Genomic DNA, 25,462 nt, shown 5'->3' with positions numbered 1-25,462 from the left:
GGCAGTCTGATCACGTGTGGCGGCAGTCTGAGCACACGGACTACTGCTCGTCGCGTTCGCGGCGGGCGGCGCGGCCCGCCGCACCGCCGCGTTCCGCGGCCTCTTCCTCGGTCTCGCCGTCTTCGAGGCCGAGGGCCCAGGCGCGGGAGGGGCGGCGGAACAGCAGGACGAGCACGGCGATGCCGAGCAGGCCGAGCGGGATTCCCCAGGCGAGCTGCCCGGATGGCCCCGCGACGTACCAGCCGACACCCACCAGCAGTAGCGAGACGACCACCACCGGCGAGCGGGCCCAGGTCTTGCCGAGCACGAGTCCCGCGCCGCACGCCACCACGGCAAGGGCCAGGATGAAGTAATAGGCGAACTCCGCGAGCACGTTGTTGCCCGGCTGGGTCGGCTCTCCCAGGCCCCTGACCAGCAGGACAACCCCGAAAACGAGTAGTGCGACGCCGGGCAGCGCGGTGAGCACGCCGGCGGCGCGCACCTCTCGGGGAGCGGGCGAGAACCTGTCGGCGAACGACACGAAGAACGGCCTTCCGGGAAGTTTTCACCGAGTACGGCGCCTGACCAGGGCGAGTCACCGTACGTGAGCACTTTCGATGGTATGCCACCCGGTCGGCCGTTTTCCCCGGGCCGCCGGGGAGTAAAACTCTGAGGTGTCGTCGATGAGCGGGCGGTCGGCCCGGGTGCACTTGTCACGACTGGCACAGCTGTCTCGATGGTCACGGAGTCGTCGGCAGAGGAGGAACGCCCGCCACAGGGTCAACGGAGTGTCTCGGGGATGGTGAGCAGTACGTCACCTTGGGCGCCAGAGAGCTCCCGCCCTCAGCCGGCGTCACCTACCCTGCGGTAGTGCGTGCCATCCTCGTCGTGAACCCCCAGGCCACCTCGACCACCGCGGGTGGCCGGGACGTGCTGGCTCACGCGCTGGCCAGCCAGGTCAAGCTCGACGTCGTCGAGACGGACTACCGCGGGCACGCGATGGCGGTCGCCCGCTCGGCCGCGCGCGACGGGATCGACCTCGTGGTGGCGCACGGTGGCGACGGCACGGTGAACGAGGTCGTCAACGGCCTGCTCGCCGACGCCGGCGGCAATCCGGCCGAGGTCGGCGGCGCGCCGATGCTGGGTGTGGTGCCCGGCGGCTCCGCGAACGTCTTCGCCCGCGCGCTCGGCATTCCGCACGATCCGGTCGAGGCGACGCACCAGCTGCTGAACGCGCTGGAGGCCAACCGGCACCGCAAGGTCGGGCTCGGGCTGGCCGACGGCCACTGGTTCACCTTCAACGCCGGCCTCGGCTGGGACGCCGACGTCGTCGGGCGGGTCGCGAAGCGGCGGGGCAAGCAGACCAGTGCCTCCCTCTATCTGCGGGCCGCGGTGTCGATGCACTTCCGGCCGCCGCTGGGCCGCCCGAAGCTCACCGTGCGGATCCCGGGTGAAGACCCGGCCGAGGTATTGACCGCTTTCGTGTCGAACACCGATCCGTGGAGTTACCTGGGCGAGCGGCCCATCCACCTCAACCAGGACTGCTCGTTCGAAGGTGGACTGGGCCTGTTCGCGTTGAGCGGTCTGGGTTTGCCCACCGTGTTCAGGCATGTACGGCAAGCATTGGTCACCAAGAGCAACCAGCGCGGACGCCGTCTCCTCCGTCACGATGACCTGCCGCTGATCCGCATCGATGCAGCTGAGCCGGTTAACTTCCAGGTGGATGGGGACCTCGTCGGGCAGCGGACGCGGGTGGACTTCCTCAGCGTCCCCGGCGCACTCTCAGTAATCGTGTGACGACTGGACCCCTGATCGCCTGCGGCAAAGTGCAAGATGCCGCTCGTCGACGCAGAAGCTCCACTCACCGCATCGGCCTTCCTTCGGGCTTCCCAACGGGTGGCCGTTTCGGACAGAAACCGCAGGTCAGACGTGTCGCTCAGCCGGGTGAGCTGACTCACCGATCTTCAGAAAACCCTTGTCGAACGCGGTGCTTCGTGAAAGCATTCACAAGCACCCAAAACAACGACCGCCATGACGACTATGGCGCGGAGTACCGCGCCGTTATAAAGGAGCTCACGACATGGACTGGCGCCACGACGCGGCCTGCCGAGACGAGGACCCCGAGCTGTTCTTCCCCGTGGGAACCAGCGGTCCTGCTCTCTCTCAGGTCTCCGAGGCCAAGGCCGTGTGCCACCGCTGCACCGTAGCGTCCGACTGCTTGGCCTGGGCTCTGGCCAGCGGACAGGATGCTGGCGTGTGGGGCGGGATGAGCGAAGACGAGCGACGCGCTCTCAAGCGCCGCCGTACGCACATCGGCACGCGTACCAACGCCTGACCTTTCTGGTCAAGCAAAACAGTTTCATAGCAGGACAGTGTGACAGCAAGACAGTGTCACAGCAGAACAACCCAAAGCGGTGAAAATCTCTTAGGCGAGTGGGCTTGCGCTCAAGCGACCTGAGGTGATAACTACCCGATTCGAGTTTAACAACCGAGGGGAAACCGCCCGCACCCGGGTGGCGCGAAACCTCACCAGGACTTCAAGTCCTCCCGCACGTTGCAGGGCCGGCACCACCATCCAGAGGTGCCGGCCCTTAAACGTGTCCGCAGCCGGGTCAGGCCTTCGGGTGAAGTCTCAGGGCGTCAGGTCTTCGGGAGAGCTCAGAGTCTGCGGCTGAGCGGGATCCGCAACGCTGCCTCCGTGCCGCCGCCCCGGCGTCCGGCGGCGGTCGGCTCTTCGCTGTCCCCGCGCAGCCCGCGCAACGAGAGCGAGCCGCGCAGCTCGGACTCGACAAGTGTCCGCACGATCTGCAGCCCGAGGCCGTCGCTGCGTTCCAGCGAGAATCCGGACGGCAGCCCCCGGCCGTTGTCCCGGATGACGACGTCCAGCCACCGCGCCGAACGTTCCACGACGAGCTCGACCTTGCCCGGCCTGCCATCGGGGAACGCGTGCTCGATGGCGTTCTGCACCAGTTCGGCCAGCACCATCACCAGCGGCGTCGCGATTTCCGCTACCACCACACCGAAAGAGCCTGTCCTCGACAGACTCGCGCGCGACTCCGCGGTGGCGACCTCGCCGACCATCGGCAGGACGTTGTCGAGCAGCTTGTCGAGGTCGACGCGCTCATCGACCGAAATGGACAGTGCTTCGTGGACCATCGCGATCGACGAGACCCGGCGCACGGACTCCCCGAGCGCCAGCCTCGCTTCCTCGCTTGAGGTCCGGCGTGACTGCAGCCGCAACAGCGCGGCCACTGTCTGCAAGTTGTTCTTCACCCGATGGTGGATCTCGCGGATCGTCGCGTCCTTGGACAGCAATGCCCTGTCGCGCCGCTTGACCTCGGTGACGTCGCGCACCAGCACCAGTGCGCCCGCGGCCTGGCCTGCCGGACGCAGCGGCAGCGCACGGAACAGGACGACCGCGCCGCGCCGCGAATCGGCCTCGGTCCTGCTGCTCGGCTTGCCGTCGAGTGCCTCGATGATCCGGTGCGAGACCTCGGTCGCGTCGAATGGATCCCGGATCAGCGACCGGGTGAGCGGGGCGAGACGGGTGCCGACGAGATCGGACTCGTGCCCCATCCGGTGATACGCGGACAACCCGTTCGGGCTGGCGAACACGACCGTGCCGCTCGGGTCCAGGCGGATCAGCCCATCACCCACCCGGGGACTCGTGTGGGTGTCGGTCTCGTTGCCGCGGGCGGGGAACGTGCCGTCCACGATCATCTGGCAGAGGTCGCCGGCGCTGCCAAGGTACGCGATCTCGAGCGGGCTGGGCACGCGCGGCGCGGACAGGTTCGTCTCGCGGCTCAGCACGGCGATGACGGCCTTGCCGAAGGTCACCGGGATGGCCTCCCGCCGCATCGGCAGGTCCCGGTACCAGTACGGGTCCTCCTCGCGGCAGATCTTCACCTCGCGGATGGCCTTCGCCAGCTGCGGGTGTTCATCCACGGTGAACCGCGTGCCGACGACGTCCTCGGGATGCGCCGTGGGGGCCGTGGTCGGGCGGGCGTGCGCGACGCAGACAAAGTCGCCGCCCGCGGCCTTCAGGTCCTCCGAGACCGGGACCCAGAGCAGGAAGTCGGCGAACGACAGGTCCGCCACCAGCTGCCACTCGGCCACCACGGCCTGCAGATGGTCGGCGGCTTCGCCGGAGAGGCCGGTGTTCTCGGCGAGCAGATCGGAAAGTGTGGACACGGCGCTAGTCAACCAGCCCGAGCGCGGCGTCCTGCCCGACGAGGCCGCCTTCGCGCGTCAGGACCTGGGACTGGGCGCCGTCCACGTCGGGGAGCGGCGGGAACTTCTCGGCCACGGATGCCTCCAGCGTCGGCGTGCGGACCAGCCAATCCAACCAGAGCCGGGCCATCTGAGCACCGCCGGAGAGCGCCATGACACACTGAAGAGGTTGACCCGAGCCCGGCAGGCGCGCGAGTGCCCCGCAGCGGCCATCAAGACACGTAGAGACCGCAAGGAGTGAACCCATGTCGAAGCGCGCACGCAAGCGTCGCGACCGTAAGAAGCGCGGCGCGAACCACGGCAAGAAGCCCAACTCCTGATCATCGATCAGAAGCCACGAAGGCCCCGCACCTGGATCAGGCGCGGGGCCTTCGTGTGCTACGAGGCGCTGTGGCTAAGAAGCGCTATTCGACGCGCTGCTCGATGCTGATCTCGGTGCGCTCCACGGTCACGCCGCCGCGGGACTCGACGGTCTGGCGGATCGACGCCCGCAGCCTGGTCTTGAGGTCGTCCGGCGCGTGGTCACCGCCACATTTGCGGGCCAGCAGCTGCTTGAGCTGCTCGTCGATGCCGTACTCCTCGAGGCACGGCGGGCAGTCCTCGATGTGCTTGCGGAGCTCGGCGTCGCGCGTCGGGCTGCACTCCTTGTCGAGGAGCAGGAAAATCTCGGACAGCGCCTCTTCGCACTTGACCTTGTCTTCTGCACCTTCGCAGGCGGTCATCGCCCCGCCACCTCCTGCTGACCACCGCGGATGAAGCCACGTTCACGCGCCACGTCGGCCAGCAGGTCACGCAGCTGGGCCCGGCCGCGGTGCAACCGCGACATCACGGTGCCGATGGGCGTTTCCATGATCTCGGCGATCTCCTTGTAGGCGAAGCCCTCGACGTCGGCCAGGTACACGGCGAGCCGGAACTCCTCGGGCAGCTTCTGCAGCGCCGCCTTGACGTCGGTGTCGGGGAGGTTGTCCATGGCGTCGACCTCGGCCGAGCGCAGCCCCTTGGAGGTGTGTGCCTCCGCCTTGGCGATCTGCCAGTCGGTGATCTCGTCCGTGGGCTGCTGCAACGGCTGGCGCTGCCGTTTGCGGTAGCCGTTGATGTAGGTGTTGGTGAGGATGCGGTACATCCACGCCTTGAGGTTGGTGCCCGCCTTGAACGAGGCGAACGCCGCATAGGCCTTGAGGTAGGTCTCCTGGACCAGGTCCTCGGCGTCGGCGGGGTTGCGGGTCATCCGCATCGCGGCCGAGTACAGCTGGTCGAGCAGCGGCATCGCGTCGCGCTCGAAGCGCTCGGCGCGCGCGTTCGCCTGCTCGGCGTCCGTGCCCGCTTCAGGCGCGGAATTCTGCGTGCTCGGCAAACCGTTCCCTTCCCGATCGGCGTCGATGCGCGGGTGCGCATACGACTCCGGCGAGTTTACTCGGGACAGGTTGGGGCGGCCGGACACGCCGGGGTAATCCGAGCGCTCGGCCACACGCCGGGTGCGGAGACGGGGTGTTTCTAGCGTTGTCTGCACGGTGGGTCCAACAGCCCGGACGGGTGACGCATTCCCCGTCTCGGCCGCTGGTCGCACTGGGCCCGCTCATAGACTGCCGTCATGGCAGGCAAGGGAACCCCGGCGACTGCGCTGCTGAGCAAGCAGGAAGTCGCGCACGTGCTGCACGCCTACGACCATGACCCGCGGCACGAGTCGTACGGCCTGGAGGCCGTGCAGGCACTCGGCCTCGATCCCGCGCGGGTGTTCAAAACGCTGGTCGCCGACGTCGACGGCAGGCTCACCGTCGGTGTGGTGCCGGTCACCGGCCAGCTCGATCTCAAGGCGCTCGCCGCCGCGGCGGGCGGGAAGAAGGCCAAGATGGCCGACCCGGCGGCGGCCCAGCGCGCGACCGGGTACGTGCTCGGCGGGATCTCCCCGCTCGGGCACCGCAGCCGTCTCCCGGTGGTCATCGACGTCTCGGCGGAGGCCTTCGAGACGATCCACTGCTCGGCCGGGCGCCGCGGCCTGGAGGTCGAACTCGCGCCCGCGGACCTCGTCCGGCTCACCGGCGCGATCGTGGCGCCCATCGCGGGCGGCTGAATCGGCGGCTGGATCACAGCAGGGGCCGCAGCACCCGTTCGAGCCACTCGGCAGCGGCGCGTGACACCCCTTCGAGGTCCGCGCTGAGCGCGTGATCGCCCTTGAGCAGCACGATCTCGTGGTGCGGGCCGCCCCGCGGCAGGCCGAACGGGTCGCGCTCACCCTGGACGACCAGCGTGGGCACCTCGACGGCGTCGAGCTCGGCCTGACGGCTCTTCTCCGGCCTGCCCGGCGGATGCTCCGGGAACGCCAGGCAGAGCACGGCCGTCGCCTGCCCCTCCGCCGCCGTGCGGCAGGCGACCCTGGCGCCCGACGAGCGGCCGCCGAACACCATCGGGAGGTCGTCGAAATGCGCGGACAGCTCGTCGGCCACCGTCAGCCAGGCCTCGTCGAGCTGTTTCGCGGGGGCTGGCGCGCGGCGGCCCGCCACCCGGTACGGCTGCTCGACCAGCGCGACGTGCACCCCGGCGGCCTGCGCCGCGCGGGTGACCGCGACCAGGTCCTTGGCCTCGATCCCGCCACCGGCCCCATGACCGAGCAGCAGGACGGCGGCGCCTTCCTCCGCGCAGTGCAGCTCGGCCCTGGCCGGGCCGTACGCCGTCTCGATCTCCAGGCGGGTCATGAGCTGGGCAGTTCGAACAGGGCCGCGTCATCCAGCGCGGGACTCGCCTCGACCCGGTCCAGGAGCTGGGGGCCGTTGTTGCGCACGTTGTTGACCAGGCTCGACACCGGGCGCAGCTCCAGGGTGTCCACCAGCTCGGCGGCGGGCGGGGCGAGCAGCTCGGCGACCTCCTCGCGATCGGGGTCGAGCCATTCGTCCCAGCGGGCGCGCGGCAGCAGCAGCGGCATCCGGTGGTGGACGTCGGTGAGCCTGCCCACGGAGTCGGTGGTGAGCACCGAGAACGTGATGAGCGGCTCGGCCCCATCGTCACCCTTGGGCCGCCAGCTCTCCCAGATCCCGCCGAAGACCAGCGAATCCGCACCGGGGCCGGTCATGAAGAACGGCTCCTTCTCCTTGCCGTCGCGCTTCCACTCGAACCAGCCTTCGGCGGGCACCAGGCAGCGGCGGGACGACAACGCCCGGCGGAACGCGGGCTTCTCCCGCGCCGTCTCGGCTCGGGCGTTGATCATCTTCGCGCCCGCCTTGGGATCCTTCGCCCAGAAGGGCACCAGGCCCCAGCGCATCAGCCGCAGCGACCGCACGGCGGGCTCGTCCTCGAGGACGGTGCCCTCGGCGTCCCGCGGATGGCGCTGCACGACCGTGACGACGTTCTTGGTCGGCGCGACGTTGTGATCCCGCTGGGCTTCACCGCCGGTCAGGTCGACGGCGGCGAACTCCTCCATCAGCGCGGCCGGGTCCTTGGTCGCGGCGTAACGGCCGCACATACTCGCACTCCTCTTTCTCGTCGGAAGCTCGCCCTCACGATAGCCGCGCGGTCGGACAAAAAGCGCGGTCCGGGGCAGACTGACCGGGTGCGAGTGCTGGTGGCGGAGGACGAACCCGTGATCGCGGACGCCGTGGCCGAGGGGCTGCGCCGGTACGCGATGGCCGTCGACGTCTGTTACGACGGCGCGGCCGCCCTCGAACGGGTGGCCGTGCACAGCTACGACGTCGTGGTCCTCGACCGTGACCTCCCCGGCACCCACGGCGACGAGGTCTGCCGCCGGATCGTCGGCGCGGGTAATGTGACCAGGGTGCTGATGCTCACCGCGGCGGCCGGGATCCGCGACCGGGTCGACGGTCTCGGGATCGGCGCGGACGACTACCTCACCAAGCCGTTCGCGTTCGCCGAACTGGTCGCACGGGTGCAGGCGCTGGGCAGGCGGGCCCGGCCCGCGCTGCCGCCGGTGCTGGACCGCGCCGGGATCCGCCTCGACGTCGGCCGGCACGCGGCCTCGCGTGACGGCGAGCTGCTTCGCCTGTCCCCCAAGGAGTTCGCCGTGGAAGGCCGCGAAGGCGAGCGCGACGACGACCGCCACCCCTGGCCTGGTCAGCAGCCGCAGCGTGGCGAACCCGCGCGGGTGGTTGGAGCACGAGCGCGAGCAGGCAGCCGACGAGGATGGACACGTAGTGCGTCGCCAGCGGGGACCAGAACGAGCCCGCGAGCAGCGCGAACGCGTCTGAGAACTGACGTAGCAGCCGCCGCTCGAAGCCTCGGGCGCCTGTCCTTCGAAGCCGCCTACCCTCCACAAAGGACGGAAAGTCCACCCATTCGCCCGTTTCATACCGCCACGACCGTTTCATGCGTGCCCCTGAAGGCCACCATGACAGCGTTAAACGCCGTGAAGGCTCCCATCAGGGCACACGGCAAGCTTGGGGTCGCGGCTGAAGGGAACGCGGCCCTAGGCACCAAACTGGACGACATGACATCAGTTCCGGACGCCCTCTAAATGGTTGCGTGGGGAGTATTCGGCGGATTCAGGTTTTCGCCGGGTGTGCGGCCGGATGACCCTCGTGCCGTGGTCGTACCCGGGTCGTCCGGCCGTGCTCCCAGCGGGAAGCTGGGCGGCCGAGACCCCCGGCAGACTTCCCGACGTGACCACTAAGCTCCTTGCGACCAGGTGGACGACGCGGTGAGGAAGTGGCGGTTTGGCGGGCAACGACTGGCGCAAGCTGGACGAGTCCGACGTCCGGGTCCGGCCGACCAAGGGCACCCGGCCGCGCAGCAAGCGCCGTCCGGAGCACCTGGACGCCTCCACCGCGATGGTCATCGGCAAGGACCGCGGCCGCTGGACCTGCGCCCTGGATTCCGACCCCGATCGGGTGGTCACCGCCATGCGGGCCCGCGAGATGGGCCGGGTTTCCGTGGTCGTCGGCGACACCGTGGGCGTCGTGGGCGACGTCAGTGGCAAGCCCGACACGCTCGCCAGGATCATCCGCGTCGACGAGCGCTCCAGCGTCCTGCGGCGGACCGCCGACGACACCGATCCGTTCGAACGGGTGGTGGTCGCCAACGCCGCGCAGCTGCTGATCGTCACCGCGCTCGCCGACCCGCCCCCGCGCACCGGCTTCATCGACCGCTGCATCGTCGCCTGTTACGCCGGCGGGCTCGAGCCGGTCCTGTGCCTGACCAAGTCGGACCTCGCGAGCCCGGACGAGCTGCTGGCCGGCTACGCGGGCCTCGATGTCCCGGCGTTCGTCACCCGTCAGGACGAGGAGCCCGAGGGGCTCGCCGAGTTCCTCAAGGACAAAGTCACCGCGCTGGTCGGGCATTCCGGCGTCGGGAAGTCGACGCTGGTGAACCGGCTGGTCCCGAACGCCTTCCTGGCCGTCGGCGTGGTCAGCGCGGTCGGCAAGGGGCGGCACACCTCGGTCGCGGCGGTCGCGCTGCCGCTGCCCGACGGCGGCTGGGTGGTCGACACCCCCGGCGTTCGCTCGTTCGGGTTGGCGCACGTGACCAGCGACGACCTCGTCAACGCCTTCGAGGAGTTCGCCGCGGCGGCCGAGGAGTGCCCTTCGGGCTGCGGTCATCTCGGCGCACCCGAGGACCCGGACTGCATGCTCGACGAGGTCGTGACCGAAGGAAAAGCGAGCCCGGAAAGACTGGCCTCCCTGCGCCGCTTGGTGGCGTCCCGCGCCGGCGCCGAGGTTTAACCCGCCGGTAAGTAACCTTTCACCCGTTCCAGCGATATGCCCCGTAGTTGATCAAACACCTCTAGGGGGAAATTCATGCGTGGGAAGAAGCTGGTCGCGATCGGGGCCGCGGCGATGCTGGCACTGACCGCCTGTGGCGCGGGCGACAACGGGAACGGCCTGGCCCTCGCCAAGCCGTTCGCCGACGTCATCCAGCTGGTCGCTGCGGCGAAGGACGGGGCGGCGAAGTCGAAGTCGTCCAAGATCGACTTCGTGGCCGGGACCGGCGCCGAGGGGATGACCGCCACTGGCGCGGGCGTGTTCGACGGGGCGAACAGCAAGTTCGCGCTGGTCACGGACTCCGCCGGGGAGAAGTCCGAGATGCGCTACGTCGACAGGGTCATCTACGTCAAGCTGAGCGAGGCGCAGCTGAAGCAGATGGGGGCGACCACGCCGTGGATCAAGATCTCCCCGGACGCCACCGACCCGTTCTCGAAGGTCTTCAGCCAGATCATGACGAAGGCCGTCGAGCAGAGCGACCCGACGCGGACGCTGGAGCAGGTCGAGAAGGCGGGGAAGATCGTCAGCTCCGACCAGACGCAGCTGAACGGTGAGCCGGTCAACCACTACGTCGTCGACCTCGACGTCCAGAAGTCCATCGAGCAGTTCACCGGTGACCTGCCCGCCGAGGTCCGGTCGAAGATCACCGACATGCTCAAGGGCAAGGACATCCACCTGCCGGGCGAGCTGTGGCTCAACAAGGACCAGCTCCCGGTCCAGGTCAAGATGGACTCCAGCGCGCTGGCGGCAGTGACGAGCAAGAAGGCCGTCGCCCCTGGTGCGGGCATCGTGACGACGAAGTACACGGACTGGGGTTCCCCTGTCGACGTGGCCGCCCCGGCCGCCGACCAGGTGTCCGACTTGGGCGAGCTGATCAAGAAGGCCGGGCACTGACCGCGGCTTCCTGACGATCACCGCCTGAAACGATCACTGCCTGAACACAGCGGTTCCCCCGAACGGGTCGGGGGAACCGCTGTGTTTGTCTTGAGCCCCGAACATTCCCGGCCTCGAGGACGGTTTCGCATGCGCAGGACAGCAGCGCTGGCCACCGGGCTCCTGGTCCTGTCGCTGGCGAGCGGGTGCGACAGCGACGAGGCTCCGGCCGCCTTCACCACCGCGTCGGCATTGGCGGACGCGGCCATCGCGGGCACGGCACAGGGCCGCACGGCGAGCTTCACCACTGACGTCTCCTCCGGCACGCTGAAGTCCAAGGGCAGCGGCCAGATCCGCTTCGACGGCGAGAACACGGCGTTGAGCCTGGTCACCGACTTCATCGGCGAGCCGCTGGAGCTACGGCTGGCCGACAAGACCCTCTTCGTCAAGGTCCCGGAGAGCTCACGCGGCGAGATCGGCGACGGCAAGCCCTGGGTCCGGGTCTCCCCCGACGGAACGGACCCGTTCTCCCAGGTCCTAGGCGGCAGCCTGGACCAACTGGCGAGACAGAACGACGCCGAACGAACCCTTGGCCAGGTAAAAAAGGCCGGAAAACTGACAAAAGCAGAGCAAGGCGACCTCACCGGTACAACCGCCGAACACTACTGGCTGGACATAGACCTGGAAAAGCTGGGCACAGAACTCCCAGCAGGCCTCTCCACTGACGCGATAAACCAGCTACGCGGCAAAGTAGGCCATTTCCCCCTGGAACTCTGGCTCAACAAAAACAACGAGCCCCTCCAAATAACCCTGAACCTCTCCCCCATCCTAACGGCCGCAGGAGCCCCCGACGGAGCAAGCGCAAAAATAACAACAAACTACAAAAACTGGGGAACACCAGTAGACGTAAACCCCCCACCCCCAAACCAAATAGGAACCCTCCCCACACCCAACTAACCACCCAATTACCAATTAACCAAACCCCAACCCCAACCCCAACACCCACCACAAAAACCCAACCACCACAGTTTCAAACCCCAAAACTAAACGGTATACAGAACCGCCAAGACCCACCCACACCCGTCACCAGCCTCCAAGACTCAGCCACACCTGGCCCCGGACCCCAAGACTTCACAGTGTGCGGAACCGCCCAGACCCAGCCACGCGTGTCACCGGTCCATCCAGACTCGCCCCCGACACGCACCACCAAAACCCAACCCCAGCGTGGTCCGCGACCACAGCGTCTCCGCGAGCTCTGCGAGTGGAGACTTCACCGCCGCGCGCCCTCTTTCAGGGCCGCCAGGCCCTCCCAACTCGCGACGGTAGGTCGCCCCCCCTTAAAGACAAAGCCGCACTTACGCTGGAAGTCGGGGCGACCTGGCGGCGCGAGTTTGTGAGCGCGCTGGCCAAAAAACACAGGCTTCTAGCCGCACCTCAGGACGCAACCAAAAAAACAACTACAACAACTCAAGCAGAAACGGCAATTCCTGCGGCGCATACCAGGCGAGCTCGTGATCCTCAGCATCCCCGAGCGTGAACTCCGCATCAGCATCCCCTAGATCAGCCGCGTCAATAACCGCAGCCGCGGCCTTAACGGCCTCCTCGGCCTCCGCGGAATCAACGTGCACTGCCGCGACATCAGCCATCAGCACCGGCCCGGTAATCCGCACGACCGCGTCATCCAGATCCGCCCGCAGTTTCACGTGCTCGATATCAGCGGAAACCACGACCCGCCGCGGCTCCACTTTCTCGTCGGACGCGATCAACCGCAGTGAGGCCCTCGCCGCGTCCAGCAAAGCAGCATATTCCAGCTCCTCGTCGGAGCCGCTGGCATAGGACTCCCGCAGCGCGGGTGTGAGCGCGAAACCAGTGCCGGACAGTGCGTGGAACTGTCCGGCCGTCTCGAGTTCGCGGAGCATTGTGATCGTCGCGGGGAGATAGACCCTCACCAGTGCGCACCCTTCAGTTCTTCCAACGATTCCTCGATCATCCCGGCGAGGATGTCCACATCGGACACGGCTTTGCGGTCGCCGTTGAGTCCGAAGTAGACACCGCCGTGGTACGAGGTGACCCCGATCGCCAGTGCCTGGTTGCGCACCAGCGGCATGACCGGGAACATCTCCGTCATCTTCGCCTGTCCCGCGTAGAGCGGCACCTGCGGGCCCGGCGAGTTCGTGATCATCACGTTGAAGATGCGCCCGGACAGGGAGCCGGCGGCGCGTGCGCCGAGTGAATGCAGGGTCGCGGGCGCGAATCCGCCGACGGTCAGCAGCCCGCGTGCGGCCACGGACCGGCCGGAGTCGAGGTGGTCGGCCATCGCGTGGCCGATGTGCTGCAGCCGCAGCACCGCGTTGCCCTCGCCGACGGGCAGGTCCACCAGGTACGCCGCGACCTGGTTGCCGACCAGCGCCGGCGTCGAGTACTCCGCGGTCTCCGCGTCGCGCACCGCCATCGGCACCAGCGCGCGCAGGGTGGTCGTCGCGGTGAGGGCGGAGCCGCGTGAAAGCAGCCACTCGCGCAGCGCGCCGGTGATCGCGGCGAGGACGACGTCGTTGACCGTGCCGCCGTGCGCGGCGCGGACCTTGCGGTAGTCCTCCAGCCGGGTGCGGACCACGGCGAACATCCGGCCGCCGGAGGTCCTCACGTTCAGCGGCCCGGACGGGGCGGGGTTGACCACCGTGCGCAGTGTGGAGGCGAGCCCGCCGACCGCCTCGGCCACCTTGCCCGCTGTCGCGACGGCGTCGTTCGTCGCCGATCGGACGTTCTCCACCAGCTCGCCGGGCCGCTGCACGGTCTCGCTGACCGCGTCGAGCACCAGCTGTGTTCGGCTCGGCTCCCGCCGTGGCGTCCAGGTGTCGGTGAACGGCTCGGGGTCCTGCGGGGCGACATCCAGGATGAGCTGGCCGAGTTCGATCGTGCCGATACCGTCCACAACGGACTGGTGGGTCTTGGTCACCAGCGCCACCCTGTCGCCGGACAGGCCCTCGACGAAGTAAGCCTCCCAGAGCGGGCGTCCCGGGTCCAGGCGCCGCGACATCAGCCGCGCGACCAGGTCGAACAGCTGCTCGTCGGAGCCCGGCTGGGGCAGCGCGGAGCGGCGGACGTGGTAATTGAGGTCGAAGTCGACGTCGTCCACCCAGACCGGCCTGGCCAGCCTGCCGGGCACCTCCAGCACTCGCTGGCGGTAGCGCGGCAAGAAGGCGAGCCGCTGACCGACGAGCGCGAGCAGCTGCTCGTGGTCGAAGCCGGTGCGCGGCCGTTCGAAGATCGCCACTCCGCCCACGTGCATCGGCGTCGCGTGGTCCTCGACGTAGAGGAACGAGGCGTCCAGTGCGGAAAGGCGGTCGGGCATAGGGCGATCCTTACACAATGCGAGGATGCCCGGTGTGGGTGATGACGCGGCGATCTCGCCGAAGGACCGGTTCCTGACCGTTTACGGGCGCAAGCCGGTGCTCGAGGCGCTTGCCGACGCGGCGCTCGAGGTCGACAAGGTGATCTTGTCCGACACCGTGCGTGGGCAGGGCGCGAACGAGATCCTGCAGGCGGCGAAGACCGCCGGGGTGGCTGTGCAGCGGGCGAGCCCGCACCGGGTGAAGGTGCTGGCGGGCAACGGCAAACAGGATCAGGGCGTGCTGGCCGACGTGGTCGTGCCGCGGATGCGGTCGCTGCACGCGGCGTTGTCCGAGGGACGGCCGCCGTCGCGGGTGCTGCTACTGGACGGGATCACCACCCCGGCCAACGTGGGGATGATCCTGCGCACGGCCACCGCGGCCGGGCTGGACGGCGTCATCGTGCCGAGGCGTGGGGTCGCGGCGCTGGACCCGATGGTGGTCAAGGCCTCCGCCGGGGTCGCGTTCAGGGCGCCGCTGCTGCGTTGCGGGAGCGCACACGAAGCCGCGGAAATGCTCACCGAGGCCGGGTACGGGCTCTACGGGCTCAAGGCGTCGGCGCGGACCACGCTGTTCGACGTCGAACTGCCGCAGCGCTCGGCTTTCGTACTGGGCGGCGAGACCGCCGGGGTCGGCGGCGATGTCGGCGAGCTGGTCACCGAATGGGTGTCGATTCCGATGCCCGGCGAGGTCGAGTCGCTCAACGTGTCCGCGGCCGCCGCCGTGCTGTCCTTCGAGCTGGTACGGCGGGCCGCCACCCGCTGACCGAGTGTGGAACTCGCGCCCGGGAGCGGGGAACTCGGGCCCGTGAACGTGGGACTCGCGGGAGCGGGGTCAGGTGGGGAAGAGGGCGCCGAGTTCGGTGAGGGTGGTCTCGACCGAGGTGTGGTGCACGCCTGCCATCCCGGCTTCGACCGCGCCGCGGACGTTGACCGCCGCGTCGTCGACGAACACGCACCGGCCCGCCGGGAGGTCGAGCAGCCCCGCGGTGAGCAGGTAGACCTCGCGGTGCGGCTTGGCGACGCCCACTTCGCCGGAGAACACGAGCGCGTCGAAATACGGGCTGAGAGAGCGCTTCGCCTCGGCGGAAGCACCGGGAGCGTTGGAGAGCAAAGCGGTGCGGACACCCCGCTCGCGGAGGCCCTGGACGTACCCGTACAACTCGTCGGCGCCGGGATCGGTGAGCACCCCGGCGTAGTCGAGCACCAGCCCCTTCTGCATTGGCCTCACCCTAGACTCTTAGCTCATTCCGCTCGCGCTGACAGCCGAACCTGCTGAATTCACCGCCTCAGGCGGTCTATGTCCGGATTCGGTGGTTCATCGCCTCTTGTCCGTAGGAGCCGCCGTCCGGCCGCTCCTCGAACCAGGGGGCACCATCGATGACGACCCACCGCCTGAGACCGCTGACCTCGTGCGAACCGGCCCGCCGAACCACGCCGCGACGGCGCGCGCTGGTGAGCGTCCCGCCGCCCGACCCGCAACTCGCGCTCGATCTCACGCCCCGCACCGAACTCCTGCGCCGCCCGGTGCCCGGCACGCTCGACCGGCGTCAGGTCGGCAGGCTGGTGACCGCGATCCTCGAGGCCTACGACGGCCTCCGGCCCGCGGGCCAGGTCCGCCCGATCGTCGCACCCGAACTCTTCCCCCAGCTGCTTCACGGCGACCGCGGCCACGGCCCCCACCACCACACCCGCAACGTGCACACCTGCCACCCCGCGGAAGGCGCCGTGGAAGCCTGCGTGACCGTCGACTGCGGCCCCCGGATGCTGGCGCTCGCCGCCAGGTTCGAACGCGGCACCTCTGGCTGGCGCTGCACCCGGTTCCAGCTGCTGGAGCCCCGGGTCACCCAGCTCCGCCTCTCTGCCTAAACGAGATGAACAGACCGTTTATGGCGTTTTCTGCCATAAACGGTCCGTTCATCTCACTCGGTGCGGAGGGGGTTTAGCGGCGTGGGCCCTTCTTGCCCTTCTTGGCCGAAGCGCGCTGGGCGGCGCGGCGCTCGCGGCGGGTGCCGCTCGCGTCGTCGTCATCGTCGTCCGAAGCGGTTTCGGCGTGGGCCTCGGCTTCGCCGTCCTCGTTCGGGCCTGACCGGGTCAGGCCCGACTGGGGGCCGCCGCCGATGCCCTTGCCGCGCAGTGCCGAGGGCACGGACTCGGTGTCCGTGGTCGGCGGCTGCGGGGGCGCCGGGCGGGAGTGCCTGCCGTCGGCTTCCGGGGCCTGGCCGTTGCCGGTGCCCGCGCTGACGCCGGCGGGCACCGCCGTGGCGTCCTCGGCGGTGGGGGCGGGCTCGGCCTGCTCGATCTGAAGGTTGAACAGGAAGCCGACAGCCTCCTCCTTCAGCGACTCGAGCATCGCCTTGAACATGTCGAAGCCCTCGCGCTGGTACTCGATCAGCGGGTCGCGCTGCGCGAGAGCCCGCATGCCGATGCCCTCCTTGAGATAGTCCATCTCGTAGAGGTGCTCACGCCACTTGCGGTCCAGCACGGTGAGCATCACCTGGCGCTCGAGGCTGCGCATCGCGTCGGGAACCTGCGCGTTGATCTCGGCTTCGCGCGTGTCGTACGCGCGGACGGCGTCGGCGAGCAGGGCCTCACGCAGGGCGTCGGCGTCGAGGTCGTCGTCCCCGACGAGGTCTTCCCAGGTCACGGTCACCGGGTACAGCGTCTTCAACGCCGTCCACAGCTTCTCGTGGTCCCAGTCCTCGGCGTATCCGTCGGCGGTCGCGCCGGTGACGTACTCGTTGACCACGTCGGTGAGCATGTGCTCGATCTGCTCGCGCATGTCCTTGCCGCCGAGGACGAGCAGCCGCTCCTTGTAGATGACCTTGCGCTGCTCGTTCATCACCTCGTCGTACTTGAGGACGTTCTTGCGCGTCTCGTGGTTCTGCTGCTCGACCTGCGTCTGCGCGCTCTTGATGGCCTTGGAGACCATCTTGTGCTCGATCGGCACGTCGTCCGGCAGGCGCATGGTGGTCATGACCCGCTCGACCATCGTCGCGTTGAAGCGGCGCATGAGCTCGTCACCCAGCGAAAGGTAGAACCGGGACTCGCCGGGGTCGCCCTGACGACCGGAGCGGCCGCGCAGCTGGTTGTCGATGCGGCGCGACTCGTGGCGCTCGGTGCCCAGTACGTACAGGCCACCGGCCTCGCGGACCTCGTCGGCCTCGAGCTTGGCGTCTTCCTTGATCGCCTCGAGGACCTCGGGCCAGGCCTTTTCGTACTCCTCCGAGTGCTCGACCGGGTCGAGGCCGCGCTCGCGCAGCACCTCGTCGGCGATCAGGTCGGGGTTGCCGCCGAGCACGACGTCGGTACCACGACCGGCCATGTTCGTCGCGACCGTGACCGCGCCCTTGCGCCCCGCGCGGGCGACGATGGACGCCTCCCGGTCGTGGTGCTTGGCGTTGAGGACCTCGTGCGGGACGCCGAGCTTGAGCAGCAGCTTCGAGAGCCGCTCGGACTTCTCGACGCTCGTGGTGCCGACGAGGACGGGCTGGCCGTTCTCGTGCCGCTCGGCGATGTCCTCGGCGACGGCCTCGTACTTCGCCTCTTCGGTCTTGTAGATCAGGTCGGGCTGGTCGCCACGGACCATCGGCCGGTTCGTCGGGATCGGCACGACGCCCAGCTTGTAGGTCTGGTGGAACTCCGCGGCCTCGGTCTCGGCGGTACCGGTCATGCCGCCGAGCTTGTCGTAGAGGCGGAAGTAGTTCTGCAGCGTGATCGTGGCGAGAGTCTGGTTCTCGGCCTTGATCTCGACGCCTTCCTTGGCCTCGATCGCCTGGTGCATGCCCTCGTTGTAGCGGCGGCCGTGCAGGATGCGGCCGGTGAACTCGTCGACGATGAGAACCTCGCCGTCGCGGACGATGTAGTCCTTGTCCCGCTTGTAGAGCTCTTCGACCTTCAGCGCGTTGTTCAGGTAGCCGACCAGCGGAGTGTTCGCGGCCTCGTAGAGGTTCTCGATGCCGAGCTGGTCCTCGACGTACCGGACGCCCTTCTCGGTGACCGCCACCGTCCGCTTGCGGACGTCGATCTCGTAGTGGTACTTGCTGTTGATCAGGTTCGTCTTCTCGGTGCGCTCGCGCTGGCTCATCGTCGTGGTGTCGATGCCGCTCATGAGCGGGGTGAGCCGGGCGAACTCGACGTACCAGCGCGAGGACTGGTCGGCCGGGCCGGAGATGATCAGCGGCGTCCTGGCCTCGTCGATCAGGATCGAGTCGACCTCGTCCACGATGGCGAAGTTGTGGCCGCGCTGGACACAGTCGTCCAGGCTCCACGCCATGTTGTCGCGCAGGTAGTCGAAACCGAACTCGTTGTTCGTGCCATGCGTGATGTCGCAGTTGTACTGCTGACGGCGGAACTCCGGGCTCTGGTCGGAGAGGATCACGCCGACCTCCAGCCCGAGGAAGCGGTGGATCCGGCCCATCCACTCCGCGTCGCGCTTGGCGAGGTAGTCGTTCACCGTGATGACATGCACGCCCTTGCCCGCGAGCGCGTTGAGGTACGCCGGGAGGACCTGAGTCAGGGTCTTGCCCTCACCGGTCTTCATCTCGGCGACCTGCCCGAGGTGCAGCGCCGCGCCGCCCATCAGCTGGACGTCGAACGGCCGCTGGCCGAGCACGCGCCACGCGGCCTCCCTGGCCACGGCGAACGCCTCCGGCAGGAGGTCGTCGAGCGATTCGCCCTTGCCCTCGTCGTAGCGCTTGCGGAACTCGTCGGTCTTGCCCCGCAGCTCGGCGTCCGACAGATCCTTGACGTCGTCTTCGAGAGTGTTGATGTGATCGGCGATGTTGCGCAGCCGCTTCACCATCTTGCCCTCGCCCACGCGGAGCAGGCGGTTCAGCACCATCCGGTCGACCTCACTAGCTGATTGTGATCGCACCCGAGCCGGTCTCGGGCAGTGTCTTCGAGGCGGCCGCCAGGGGTGTACGGCCGCCGTACTACCCCCATCGTAGGGAACGCGGCACGGTGAGCGCACGCACCGTAGGTAGGCAGACGCACCAGCGGCCCGCACGCGGGCGCGTGCGGGCCGTCGGCAGCGACATCAAGGGCGGGTCTACCCGAGCCGGATCACTCCGTAGTCGAAGCCTCGCCTTCGGTAGACGACGCTCGGGCGACCCGCGTCGGAGTCGTTGAAGAGGTAGAAGTCATGGCCGACCAGTTCCATCTCGTAGAGAGCCTGGTCCACCGTGATGGGGTCGCTGGAATGCTGCTTTTCGCGGACGACGCGACCGGGTTCGTGGTCGGTCACACCGTCGTCCCAGCGCTGCTCCGGCAGGTCGATCTCGTCGGCGCTCGTGATGGCGTAGCCGTTCGAGATCGGGGCGGCGTCGGGAGCGTCCAGTACCGCTGTCGCGGCGGAGCGTGTTCCCGCGTCGACCGGGGCGGATCCGCCACCGGCCATGGCCACCGAGGTCGCCTCGGCGACCGATTCAGGGCGGCTGCGTCCATAGTGCACACGCCGCCGGTCGTGCGTCTTCCGCAGCCTGTTCTCGAGTTTGTTCACTGCGGAGTCCAGCGCTGCGTAGAAGTCGCCGGCACAAGCTTCGGCGCGAACGGCAGGGCCCCGGCCCTTGCCGGTGATCTCGACACGCTGGCAGCTCTTGGACTGCCGCCGGTTGGGCTCGTGGAAGAGCTCCACGTCGTATCGGATGACCTTCTTGTCGTAGCGCTCCAGCCGGGCCAGCTTTTCGCTGACAAGTGCCCTGTAGTGCTCAGGCACTTCCACGTTGCGGCCCTTAATGACGATGTCCATACACGACCTCCGTCGCTGAAAAGACTTCGAGCTGTGGTGTTCACTAGGGCGCCGGTAAAGCGGGGACTGAGCCCGTGATCGCGGGCGGTGAGAGAACTCGGACCGAAGACCGAGTGCGGTCTCAGCGCACCTCCGGCGCCAGGGACATGGGCTTTTCACCTCCCTGCCGGCCGGGATTGCTGATAGCGGAGCACGTTAGCTTCATCACGGCGAGAGCAACAGCCCCCGAGCCGGGGGATATCACCACGTGAGAGCTCGTCACTCGGTGCAGTGGATCACCGGTGGACCGCCACGAAAACCGGCCTGATCGGCTCAGCCGGGCCGCGCCGTTTTCACGCGGACGGCGCAACGGCCCTGGCCAGGAAATGCCGAGAGTGACGGCCTTGCCGGATTCAGCCGCCACCCCGGTGGAGTGGCCTGTCAGCCGAGTGTTTCCGTGCCGCGCCCTCATATCCCCCCAACGGCCGCCCGGCGGCTCGCGTTCCCGTTCACACTCACTCATGTAGGTGACCCCTCGATCACCCGGCTGCGACCAGCGCGAGCATCGCGGTGACGGTCACCCCGTTTTCCCGGAGCACCCTCGTGCAGGCGGCCGCGGTGGCGCCCGTGGTCACGACGTCGTCGAGCACCACCACCGGCGCTCCCGGCGGCGGACGGCCGCGCGGCTCCCAGCGAAGCCCGCCCTCAAGATTGGCGGCACGTTCCCGCCTGCTGAGGCCGACGGCGTCCTTCGTCCCGGCGGACAGGCTCAGCGCCGGCGCGACCGCCGCCGGGATGCCCCGGGCCGCGAGCGTCTTCGCGCATTCGACGGCCAGCGCCTCGACGTGCGGCCCACCACGCCCTCGCGAAGCCCGCCGCCGCGAGGGCGCAGGCACGAGCCACCAGCCGTCCCCGGCGTGACCAGGCAGCTGAGGGAGCGCGCCGGCCACCGCCCGGCCCAGCGGGACGGCCAGATCCCGCCGCCCACGCTCCTTGTAGGCGAGCGTGAGGCGCCTGGCGGTGCCCTCATACCGGGCGAGTGCGTAAACGGGCACCAGGCCGTCCGTGGGGCCGCGAGCGACCTCGCTGAGCCCGCCCCACACCTGGTCACAGTCGGCGCAGCAGGGCAGCCCGGTGACCCCGCAGGCGGCACAGCGAGCGGGAACGAGCAGATCGAGCGCGTACCGAAGTCCGGGGATCATGCGCAGAGTGTCCCCGCGACCACCGACAGTTTCCGCTCTCGAAGTCCCTGAAGGCCACCTTCACGGCGTAAAACGCTGTGAAGGTGGCCTTCAGGGGCAGTTCTGGGGCCGGGCTCAGCCGGGGTAGAACGGGTAGGCGTCGGCCAGGGTGTGGGCCTGTGGGCGCCAGACCTCGCCGAGTTCGGTCGCCACCCAGAGGCCGCCGGCGTCGGCGACCACGGTCTGCCGGTTCGGCGCCGCGGCGACGCCATGCACCGGCGGCGACAGGTTCGAGCTGTTGAACGAGTCCTTCCGCTGACCGTCGACCGGCACCCTGACCACGGGCAACGTGGTCGACGAGGTGGCCACGACCAGCGTTTCCTGACTGGCCCAGTCGACGTCGACGACGTCTTGGAGCTCCTGGGGCTGCAGGATCCGCGGCGCGCGCAGCGTCACCGAGTCGGGGGTGCGCACGATCGTCGCGACCAGCAGCTGGCCGTTGATGACCGCGGCCACCCTCGCGCCGTCCCGCGAGAGCCGCAGCTGGCTGATCGGGCCGAGCGTGGTGAGCTCGTTGGCGTTGACCCCGGACTGCGCCCAGTTCCCGCCGGGCGCCAGCGAGAGCCGGGCGACGATGCTCTGGTCGACGACCGTCCACAGCTCCCCGGAGGCGCCGCCGCCCGCCGGGGACGTCCGCCAGGTCGGTCTCGTCATACTGCCGCCGGTCAGTCCGGCCAGCGGCAGGTCACGGCCCAGATCGCCGATCCGCAGCCGCACCCCGCCCCCGGACCGCTCCACCACGGCGAGCCGTTTGCCGTCGACCGACTGGGCGGCGCTGGAGACGTCGTAGCCGCCGTTGCCCGCGGGACCGGCGACCGGCGCGCCGTCGCCCAGTGAAAGAATTCGGTTACCCACGGTCATCAGACCGGGTAGGTCGGAACCCGGCGCGACACCCACGTTGTAGGCGGGCAGCTCGCTGGCCCGCAGGTACTCCTTGCCGGGGACCAGCGGGGCGCCGTCGGAGAGCAACCGGACCCGGCTGGGCGTGACGCTCTGCAGCGACAACACGATCTGGGCGGCGACCAGGTTCTTGGCGTCCGGGCTCAGCGTGCTGACCCCGGCGAGCGGCACGACCACGGAGCCGTCGTCCGCGCTCTTGACGTTGGTCTCGGTGGAGGCCTGGTCACCGACGAGGTTCTGGACCGCCCCGCTGAGTCCCTCCGACGGGCCCTTCAGCAGCAGGTCGACCACGCGGAGGGGAAGCCCCGAAGCGGGTTTGGTGGGCACATAACGCAGGTCGGGGACGAACGCCCCGGAATCCGCGGAATAGAAGTAGATCGCCAGTCGCGAGTAGTTGTCCGAGAAACCCTGCCCGGTGATCGCGAGGTTCTGGGGCGGGTCGACGATCCGCCATTGGCCGTCGGCCTGCTTGCGCACCTTCAGCTGGGCCTCGTACGACGAGACGGGCGACGGGATGAACGACTTGGACGTGGTGAGCGTGCCGACCGCGGACCCGCGCACGACGACCGTCTGCTGGTTCGGGTCCGGCACCCGGCCCTGCTCGTCGGGCAGGTAGGTCGTACGGAAGGTGTTGCCGATCACGGTGAGTTCCTGCGCGGGCTTCCACTTCACCCGTTCGTCGTTGGCGAGGAAGACCCGGGAAGCCGCGTAGGCGTTCCCCGGCTTGGCGCTGGCCAGCACGAACTCCCGCGCGACGGAGAGCGCGTCGAGGTCCTTCGGCGGATCGGGCACGTCCACCGGGGCCTGAGCTGGTTTGTCCCGCGAGACGACCACCGGCTGCGACTCGAGCGGGATGTTCGCGCAGCCACCGACGAGCAGCAGGCACAGCAGGACGAGCAGCAGGCGCTTCACCGGCCCACCTCCTCGCGGTCGTCACGGTCGGCGAAAATGGCGTCGGGCGCAGGCTGGACCTCGGGCGGGCCCGGCACGGTGAGGAACGGCTCCACCGGCACGTAGTCGGCGGGTGGCAGCACCAGCGGGCTCCGGCCGATCGAGACGTCCTGGTCACGGGGCAGCACCAGCCGGAAGCAGGCGCCGTGCCCGACCTCGCCCCAGGCGTCGAGCACGCCGCCGTGCAGCCGCGCGTCCTCCTGGCTGATCGCCAGGCCGAGCCCGGTGCCGCCGGTACGCCGGTTGCGCGAGGGGTCGGCCCGCCAGAAGCGGTTGAAGACCAGCCCTGCCTCGCCGCTGCGAAGACCCACACCATAGTCACGGACAGTCACGGCGACGGCGGTTTCGTTCACCCCGACGGTGAGTACCACCGGCCTCCCTTCGCTGTGGTCGACGGCGTTGGCGAGCAGGTTGCGCAGGATCCGCTCGACGCGGCGGGCGTCGACCTCGGCGACCGTCTCCTCGTCGGGCAGGACGAGCTCGACGGTGCTGCCCGCGGTCCCGGCGATGACACGGACCTGCTCGACGGCGCGCGTGGCGATGGGCCGGACGTCGATGTACTCGGCGGTGAGCTCCTCGACCCCCGCGTCCAGCCTGCTGATCTCCAGCAGGTCGCCGAGCAGCGCTTCGAACCGGTCGAGCTCGTCGACGAGCAGCTCGGTGGAGCGGGCCAGCCCGGCCGGGAACTGCTCGCGTGACGCGTGGAGCACGTCGGCGGCCATCCGGACGGTGGTCAGCGGGGTGCGCAGCTCGTGCGAGACGTCGGAGGTGAACCGCCGCTGCAGGCCGCCGAACTGCTCCAGCTGCCGGATCTGGCGCTGGATGCTGGCGACCATCTCGTTGTTGGACAAGGCGAGCTTCGCGAGGTCGTCCTCACCCAGCACGGCGAGCCGCTGGTCGAGGTCCCCGTCGGCGAACCGTTCGGCCGCCGCGGCGGCCTGGCGGACCGGCCGGACCACCTGCCGGGTGACGAGGTTGCTGATACCGGCGAGCAGGAGCAGCAGCACGAGCCCGCCGACGAGCAGGGTGTTCTGCACGGTGGAGACGGTGTTCTGCTCGGTCGTCAGCGGGTACAGCAGGTACAGCTGCAGGGAGGTCGCCGTGTTCAGCGGGGTGCCGACGATGAGGTAGGTCGTGCGCGTGCCGTCCGAGTCGGTCACGCTGTGCACCAGCCAGCTGACCTGCGTGGACTCGACGAACTGCCGCAGTCGTTCCGGCACCTTGTCGAACGGCCCGGCGGCGATCGGCGCCGTCGTCTGCTCACGGTTGCCGGTGGCGAGCACCGGCTCGAACGTGCCCGCGGCGGAACCGGCGGCGTCCTGGGTGGTGGTCGAGGTGCTGGAGATCTTCTTCAACGCGTTGGTCAGCCTCGCGACGATCGCGTCGGGCGACTCGGGGCCGACGCCGACCAGCTCACCGGCCGCGGTCTCGGAGACCGCCTGGGTCTGCTCGATCGCGGCGAGCCGCTTGGTCTCCAGCAGGCGTTCGGTGATCTGGTTCTGCAGCACCATGCCCAGCACGAAGACCACCGCGGACGACAGCGCGAGTGTCGAGACGGTGACGCGGAACTGCAGCGAGTGCCGCCAGAGCTCGTTGAACCCGACGGCACGGCGTCGCGCGAAAACCACGATGCGCCGGACGAGGCGCACCGTGGTCATGGTGAACGCGGAAAGGCGTTCTTTCACCGGACGATCACGGCGGGCCGGCCTTGTACCCGACGCCGCGAACCGTCAACACCACCTCGGGGTGTTCCGGGTCCTTCTCGACCTTCGAGCGCAGCCGCTGGACGTGCACGTTGACCAGCCGCGTGTCGGCCGCGTGGCGATAGCCCCAGACCTGCTCGAGCAGCACCTCTCGGGTGAACACCTGCCGCGGCTTGCGGGCGAGCGCGACCAGCAGGTCGAACTCGAGCGGGGTCAGCGGGATCGCCTTGCCCTCCCTGGTCACCTCATGGCCGGGGACGTCGATCGCCAGGTCGCCGATGGTGAGCGACTCGGCGGGCTCGGCCTCGGTGCGGCGCATCCGGGCCCGGACCCGCGCGACGAGCTCCTTGGGTTTGAACGGCTTGACCACGTAGTCGTCCGCGCCGGACTCGAGGCCCAGCACGATGTCCACGGTGTCGCTCTTCGCCGTGAGCATGACGATCGGCACCCCGGATTCGGCTCTGATCGCCTTGCAGACGTCGATGCCGTTCATCCCTGGCAGCATGAGGTCGAGCAGGACCAGGTCGGGTTTCAGCTCACGCAGCGCGGGAAGCGCCCGAGAACCGTCTGCCACGACAGCTGTATCGAACCCCTCCCCACGCAGCACGATGGTGAGCATCTCCGCGAGCGCTGGGTCGTCGTCGACCACCAAGACACGTGCCTTCATGCACACATATTCGCACTAGTTACGACCCACACACGCACGACCCGGCGATCCGACCACCAGAAAGATCACCAATCCCCCCTCCCCAGCCCCCCAACTA

24 protein-coding genes and 2 pseudogenes are annotated in these 25,462 nt (G+C 68.9%); 10 read left to right on the top strand and 16 right to left on the bottom strand.

Annotation, left to right across the window (positions count from 1 at the left end):
* Positions 1-40: 40 nt before the first annotated feature.
* The gene (locus tag QMK34_RS36175) at positions 41-520 is read right to left on the bottom strand and encodes a hypothetical protein (RefSeq protein ID WP_326419225.1); all 480 of its coding nucleotides are present in this window, start codon (positions 518-520) and stop codon (positions 41-43) included.
* A gap of 329 nt (positions 521-849) precedes the next feature.
* On the opposite strand from QMK34_RS36175, the gene QMK34_RS36170 reads away from it, so the two are divergent.
* Both QMK34_RS36170 and QMK34_RS36165 read left to right on the top strand, forming a co-directional pair.
* Positions 850-1,776, top strand: a complete 927-nt coding sequence (locus QMK34_RS36170; protein ID WP_326419224.1) for a diacylglycerol/lipid kinase family protein — start codon at positions 850-852, stop codon at positions 1,774-1,776.
* A 283-nt stretch (positions 1,777-2,059) separates the two neighbouring features.
* The gene (locus QMK34_RS36165) at positions 2,060-2,314 is read left to right on the top strand and encodes a WhiB family transcriptional regulator (RefSeq protein ID WP_326419223.1); all 255 of its coding nucleotides are present in this window, start codon (positions 2,060-2,062) and stop codon (positions 2,312-2,314) included.
* 323 nt (positions 2,315-2,637) lie between these two features.
* Here QMK34_RS36165 and QMK34_RS36160 read toward each other — a convergent pair whose 3' ends face one another.
* Both QMK34_RS36160 and QMK34_RS36155 read right to left on the bottom strand, forming a co-directional pair.
* Positions 2,638-4,170, bottom strand: coding sequence for a sensor histidine kinase (locus QMK34_RS36160; protein ID WP_326419222.1), 1,533 nt, complete (start codon positions 4,168-4,170; stop codon positions 2,638-2,640).
* 4 nt (positions 4,171-4,174) lie between these two features.
* Entirely contained in the window at positions 4,175-4,363 is a 189-nt protein-coding gene (locus QMK34_RS36155; RefSeq protein ID WP_326419221.1) for a hypothetical protein, read from the bottom strand.
* Between the two features lie 91 nt (positions 4,364-4,454).
* Here QMK34_RS36155 and QMK34_RS48075 point away from each other — a divergent pair, with 91 nt between their 5' ends.
* The gene (locus tag QMK34_RS48075) at positions 4,455-4,529 is read left to right on the top strand and encodes a 50S ribosomal protein bL37 (RefSeq protein WP_442785285.1); all 75 of its coding nucleotides are present in this window, start codon (positions 4,455-4,457) and stop codon (positions 4,527-4,529) included.
* Positions 4,530-4,613: 84 nt separating this feature from the next.
* Here the strand turns inward: QMK34_RS48075 and rsrA are convergent, their stop codons facing one another.
* Entirely contained in the window at positions 4,614-4,931 is a 318-nt protein-coding gene (gene rsrA / locus QMK34_RS36150; protein WP_326419220.1) for a mycothiol system anti-sigma-R factor, read from the bottom strand.
* Entirely contained in the window at positions 4,928-5,563 is a 636-nt protein-coding gene (locus tag QMK34_RS36145; RefSeq protein WP_326419241.1) for a sigma-70 family RNA polymerase sigma factor, read from the bottom strand. Before QMK34_RS36145 ends, rsrA begins: the two co-directional genes overlap by 4 nt.
* Before the next feature lie 237 nt (positions 5,564-5,800).
* Here QMK34_RS36145 and ybaK point away from each other — a divergent pair, with 237 nt between their 5' ends.
* Entirely contained in the window at positions 5,801-6,280 is a 480-nt protein-coding gene (ybaK, locus tag QMK34_RS36140; RefSeq protein WP_326419219.1) for a Cys-tRNA(Pro) deacylase, read from the top strand.
* A 13-nt stretch (positions 6,281-6,293) separates the two neighbouring features.
* Here ybaK and QMK34_RS36135 read toward each other — a convergent pair whose 3' ends face one another.
* Both QMK34_RS36135 and QMK34_RS36130 read right to left on the bottom strand, forming a co-directional pair.
* Positions 6,294-6,902, bottom strand: a complete 609-nt coding sequence (locus QMK34_RS36135) for an alpha/beta hydrolase family protein (protein WP_326419218.1) — start codon at positions 6,900-6,902, stop codon at positions 6,294-6,296.
* Positions 6,899-7,666 (bottom strand): SOS response-associated peptidase, encoded by a 768-nt coding sequence (locus QMK34_RS36130; RefSeq protein ID WP_326419217.1) that lies wholly within the window; start codon positions 7,664-7,666, stop codon positions 6,899-6,901. Before QMK34_RS36130 ends, QMK34_RS36135 begins: the two co-directional genes overlap by 4 nt.
* A gap of 87 nt (positions 7,667-7,753) precedes the next feature.
* Between QMK34_RS36130 and QMK34_RS36125 the strand changes: the two are divergent.
* From QMK34_RS36125 to QMK34_RS36110, 4 genes and pseudogenes are all read left to right on the top strand, one after another.
* Positions 7,754-8,224, top strand: a pseudogene (locus tag QMK34_RS36125) (response regulator transcription factor); the annotation flags it as partial.
* A gap of 646 nt (positions 8,225-8,870) precedes the next feature.
* Positions 8,871-9,875: a ribosome small subunit-dependent GTPase A gene (rsgA, locus tag QMK34_RS36120; protein ID WP_326419216.1), complete on the top strand. Its 1,005-nt coding sequence runs from the start codon at positions 8,871-8,873 to the stop codon at positions 9,873-9,875.
* Positions 9,876-9,950: 75 nt separating this feature from the next.
* Complete coding sequence (locus QMK34_RS36115) at positions 9,951-10,808, top strand: hypothetical protein (protein WP_326419215.1); 858 nt, start codon at positions 9,951-9,953, stop codon at positions 10,806-10,808.
* Between the two features lie 129 nt (positions 10,809-10,937).
* Positions 10,938-11,744: a hypothetical protein gene (locus QMK34_RS36110; RefSeq protein WP_326419214.1), complete on the top strand. Its 807-nt coding sequence runs from the start codon at positions 10,938-10,940 to the stop codon at positions 11,742-11,744.
* Positions 11,745-12,244: 500 nt separating this feature from the next.
* Here the strand turns inward: QMK34_RS36110 and QMK34_RS36105 are convergent, their stop codons facing one another.
* Together QMK34_RS36105 and QMK34_RS36100 are read right to left on the bottom strand one after the other, a co-directional pair.
* Positions 12,245-12,736, bottom strand: coding sequence for a DUF6912 family protein (locus QMK34_RS36105; protein ID WP_326419213.1), 492 nt, complete (start codon positions 12,734-12,736; stop codon positions 12,245-12,247).
* Positions 12,733-14,139, bottom strand: a complete 1,407-nt coding sequence (locus tag QMK34_RS36100; protein WP_326419212.1) for a WS/DGAT/MGAT family O-acyltransferase — start codon at positions 14,137-14,139, stop codon at positions 12,733-12,735. The genes QMK34_RS36105 and QMK34_RS36100 overlap by 4 nt, the downstream gene beginning before the upstream one ends.
* Before the next feature lie 34 nt (positions 14,140-14,173).
* Here QMK34_RS36100 and QMK34_RS36095 point away from each other — a divergent pair, with 34 nt between their 5' ends.
* Complete coding sequence (locus QMK34_RS36095; RefSeq protein ID WP_326419239.1) at positions 14,174-14,941, top strand: TrmH family RNA methyltransferase; 768 nt, start codon at positions 14,174-14,176, stop codon at positions 14,939-14,941.
* 69 nt (positions 14,942-15,010) lie between these two features.
* Here QMK34_RS36095 and QMK34_RS36090 read toward each other — a convergent pair whose 3' ends face one another.
* Positions 15,011-15,397, bottom strand: coding sequence for an HAD-IA family hydrolase (locus QMK34_RS36090; protein WP_326419211.1), 387 nt, complete (start codon positions 15,395-15,397; stop codon positions 15,011-15,013).
* Positions 15,398-15,555: 158 nt separating this feature from the next.
* On the opposite strand from QMK34_RS36090, the gene QMK34_RS36085 reads away from it, so the two are divergent.
* Positions 15,556-16,044 carry an Rv3235 family protein gene (locus QMK34_RS36085; protein ID WP_326419210.1) on the top strand — a complete coding sequence of 163 codons (489 nt, stop codon included), beginning with the start codon at positions 15,556-15,558 and terminating at the stop codon, positions 16,042-16,044.
* 408 nt (positions 16,045-16,452) lie between these two features.
* On the opposite strand, the pseudogene secA reads toward QMK34_RS36085, so the two are convergent.
* The 6 genes and pseudogenes from secA to mtrA form a co-directional block, all read right to left on the bottom strand.
* Positions 16,453-19,018 (bottom strand): annotated as a pseudogene (gene secA / locus QMK34_RS36080) (preprotein translocase subunit SecA); the annotation flags it as partial.
* 207 nt (positions 19,019-19,225) lie between these two features.
* On the bottom strand, positions 19,226-19,924 hold the full coding sequence (hpf, locus tag QMK34_RS36075; RefSeq protein ID WP_326419208.1) for a ribosome hibernation-promoting factor, HPF/YfiA family: 699 nt from the start codon (positions 19,922-19,924) through the stop codon (positions 19,226-19,228).
* Positions 19,925-20,442: 518 nt separating this feature from the next.
* Entirely contained in the window at positions 20,443-21,105 is a 663-nt protein-coding gene (locus tag QMK34_RS36070; protein ID WP_326419207.1) for a ComF family protein, read from the bottom strand.
* Between the two features lie 114 nt (positions 21,106-21,219).
* Complete coding sequence (locus QMK34_RS36065) at positions 21,220-22,956, bottom strand: LpqB family beta-propeller domain-containing protein (protein ID WP_326419206.1); 1,737 nt, start codon at positions 22,954-22,956, stop codon at positions 21,220-21,222.
* The gene (mtrB, locus tag QMK34_RS36060) at positions 22,953-24,653 is read right to left on the bottom strand and encodes an MtrAB system histidine kinase MtrB (RefSeq protein WP_326419238.1); all 1,701 of its coding nucleotides are present in this window, start codon (positions 24,651-24,653) and stop codon (positions 22,953-22,955) included. Before mtrB ends, QMK34_RS36065 begins: the two co-directional genes overlap by 4 nt.
* 34 nt (positions 24,654-24,687) lie before the next feature.
* Complete coding sequence (mtrA, locus tag QMK34_RS36055) at positions 24,688-25,365, bottom strand: MtrAB system response regulator MtrA (protein WP_005150760.1); 678 nt, start codon at positions 25,363-25,365, stop codon at positions 24,688-24,690.
* Positions 25,366-25,462: the final 97 nt, after the last annotated feature.

The organism is Amycolatopsis sp. H20-H5, assembly GCF_035828755.1.
GTDB lineage: Bacteria > Actinomycetota > Actinomycetes > Mycobacteriales > Pseudonocardiaceae > Amycolatopsis.
This window is presented reverse-complemented; position numbering and strand designations above follow the sequence as displayed.

Excerpts from the sequence above, each read along its gene's own strand:
- QMK34_RS36135 (WP_326419218.1), bottom strand. The coding sequence starts at position 6,902 with ATGACCCGCCTGGAGATCGAGACGGCGTACGGCCCGGCCAGGGCCGAG.
- hpf (WP_326419208.1), bottom strand. The coding sequence starts at position 19,924 with ATGGACATCGTCATTAAGGGCCGCAACGTGGAAGTGCCTGAGCACTAC.
- QMK34_RS36070 (WP_326419207.1), bottom strand. The coding sequence starts at position 21,105 with ATGATCCCCGGACTTCGGTACGCGCTCGATCTGCTCGTTCCCGCTCGC.
- mtrA (WP_005150760.1), bottom strand. The coding sequence starts at position 25,365 with ATGAAGGCACGTGTCTTGGTGGTCGACGACGACCCAGCGCTCGCGGAG.
- QMK34_RS36110 (WP_326419214.1), top strand. The coding sequence starts at position 10,938 with ATGCGCAGGACAGCAGCGCTGGCCACCGGGCTCCTGGTCCTGTCGCTG.
- QMK34_RS36165 (WP_326419223.1), top strand. The coding sequence starts at position 2,060 with ATGGACTGGCGCCACGACGCGGCCTGCCGAGACGAGGACCCCGAGCTG.
- QMK34_RS36085 (WP_326419210.1), top strand. The coding sequence starts at position 15,556 with ATGACGACCCACCGCCTGAGACCGCTGACCTCGTGCGAACCGGCCCGC.
- rsrA (WP_326419220.1), bottom strand. The coding sequence starts at position 4,931 with ATGACCGCCTGCGAAGGTGCAGAAGACAAGGTCAAGTGCGAAGAGGCG.
- QMK34_RS36100 (WP_326419212.1), bottom strand. The coding sequence starts at position 14,139 with ATGCCCGACCGCCTTTCCGCACTGGACGCCTCGTTCCTCTACGTCGAG.
- mtrB (WP_326419238.1), bottom strand. The coding sequence starts at position 24,653 with ATGACCACGGTGCGCCTCGTCCGGCGCATCGTGGTTTTCGCGCGACGC.
- QMK34_RS36090 (WP_326419211.1), bottom strand. The coding sequence starts at position 15,397 with ATGCAGAAGGGGCTGGTGCTCGACTACGCCGGGGTGCTCACCGATCCC.
- ybaK (WP_326419219.1), top strand. The coding sequence starts at position 5,801 with ATGGCAGGCAAGGGAACCCCGGCGACTGCGCTGCTGAGCAAGCAGGAA.
- QMK34_RS36155 (WP_326419221.1), bottom strand. The coding sequence starts at position 4,363 with ATGGCGCTCTCCGGCGGTGCTCAGATGGCCCGGCTCTGGTTGGATTGG.
- QMK34_RS36130 (WP_326419217.1), bottom strand. The coding sequence starts at position 7,666 with ATGTGCGGCCGTTACGCCGCGACCAAGGACCCGGCCGCGCTGATGGAG.
- QMK34_RS36115 (WP_326419215.1), top strand. The coding sequence starts at position 9,951 with ATGCGTGGGAAGAAGCTGGTCGCGATCGGGGCCGCGGCGATGCTGGCA.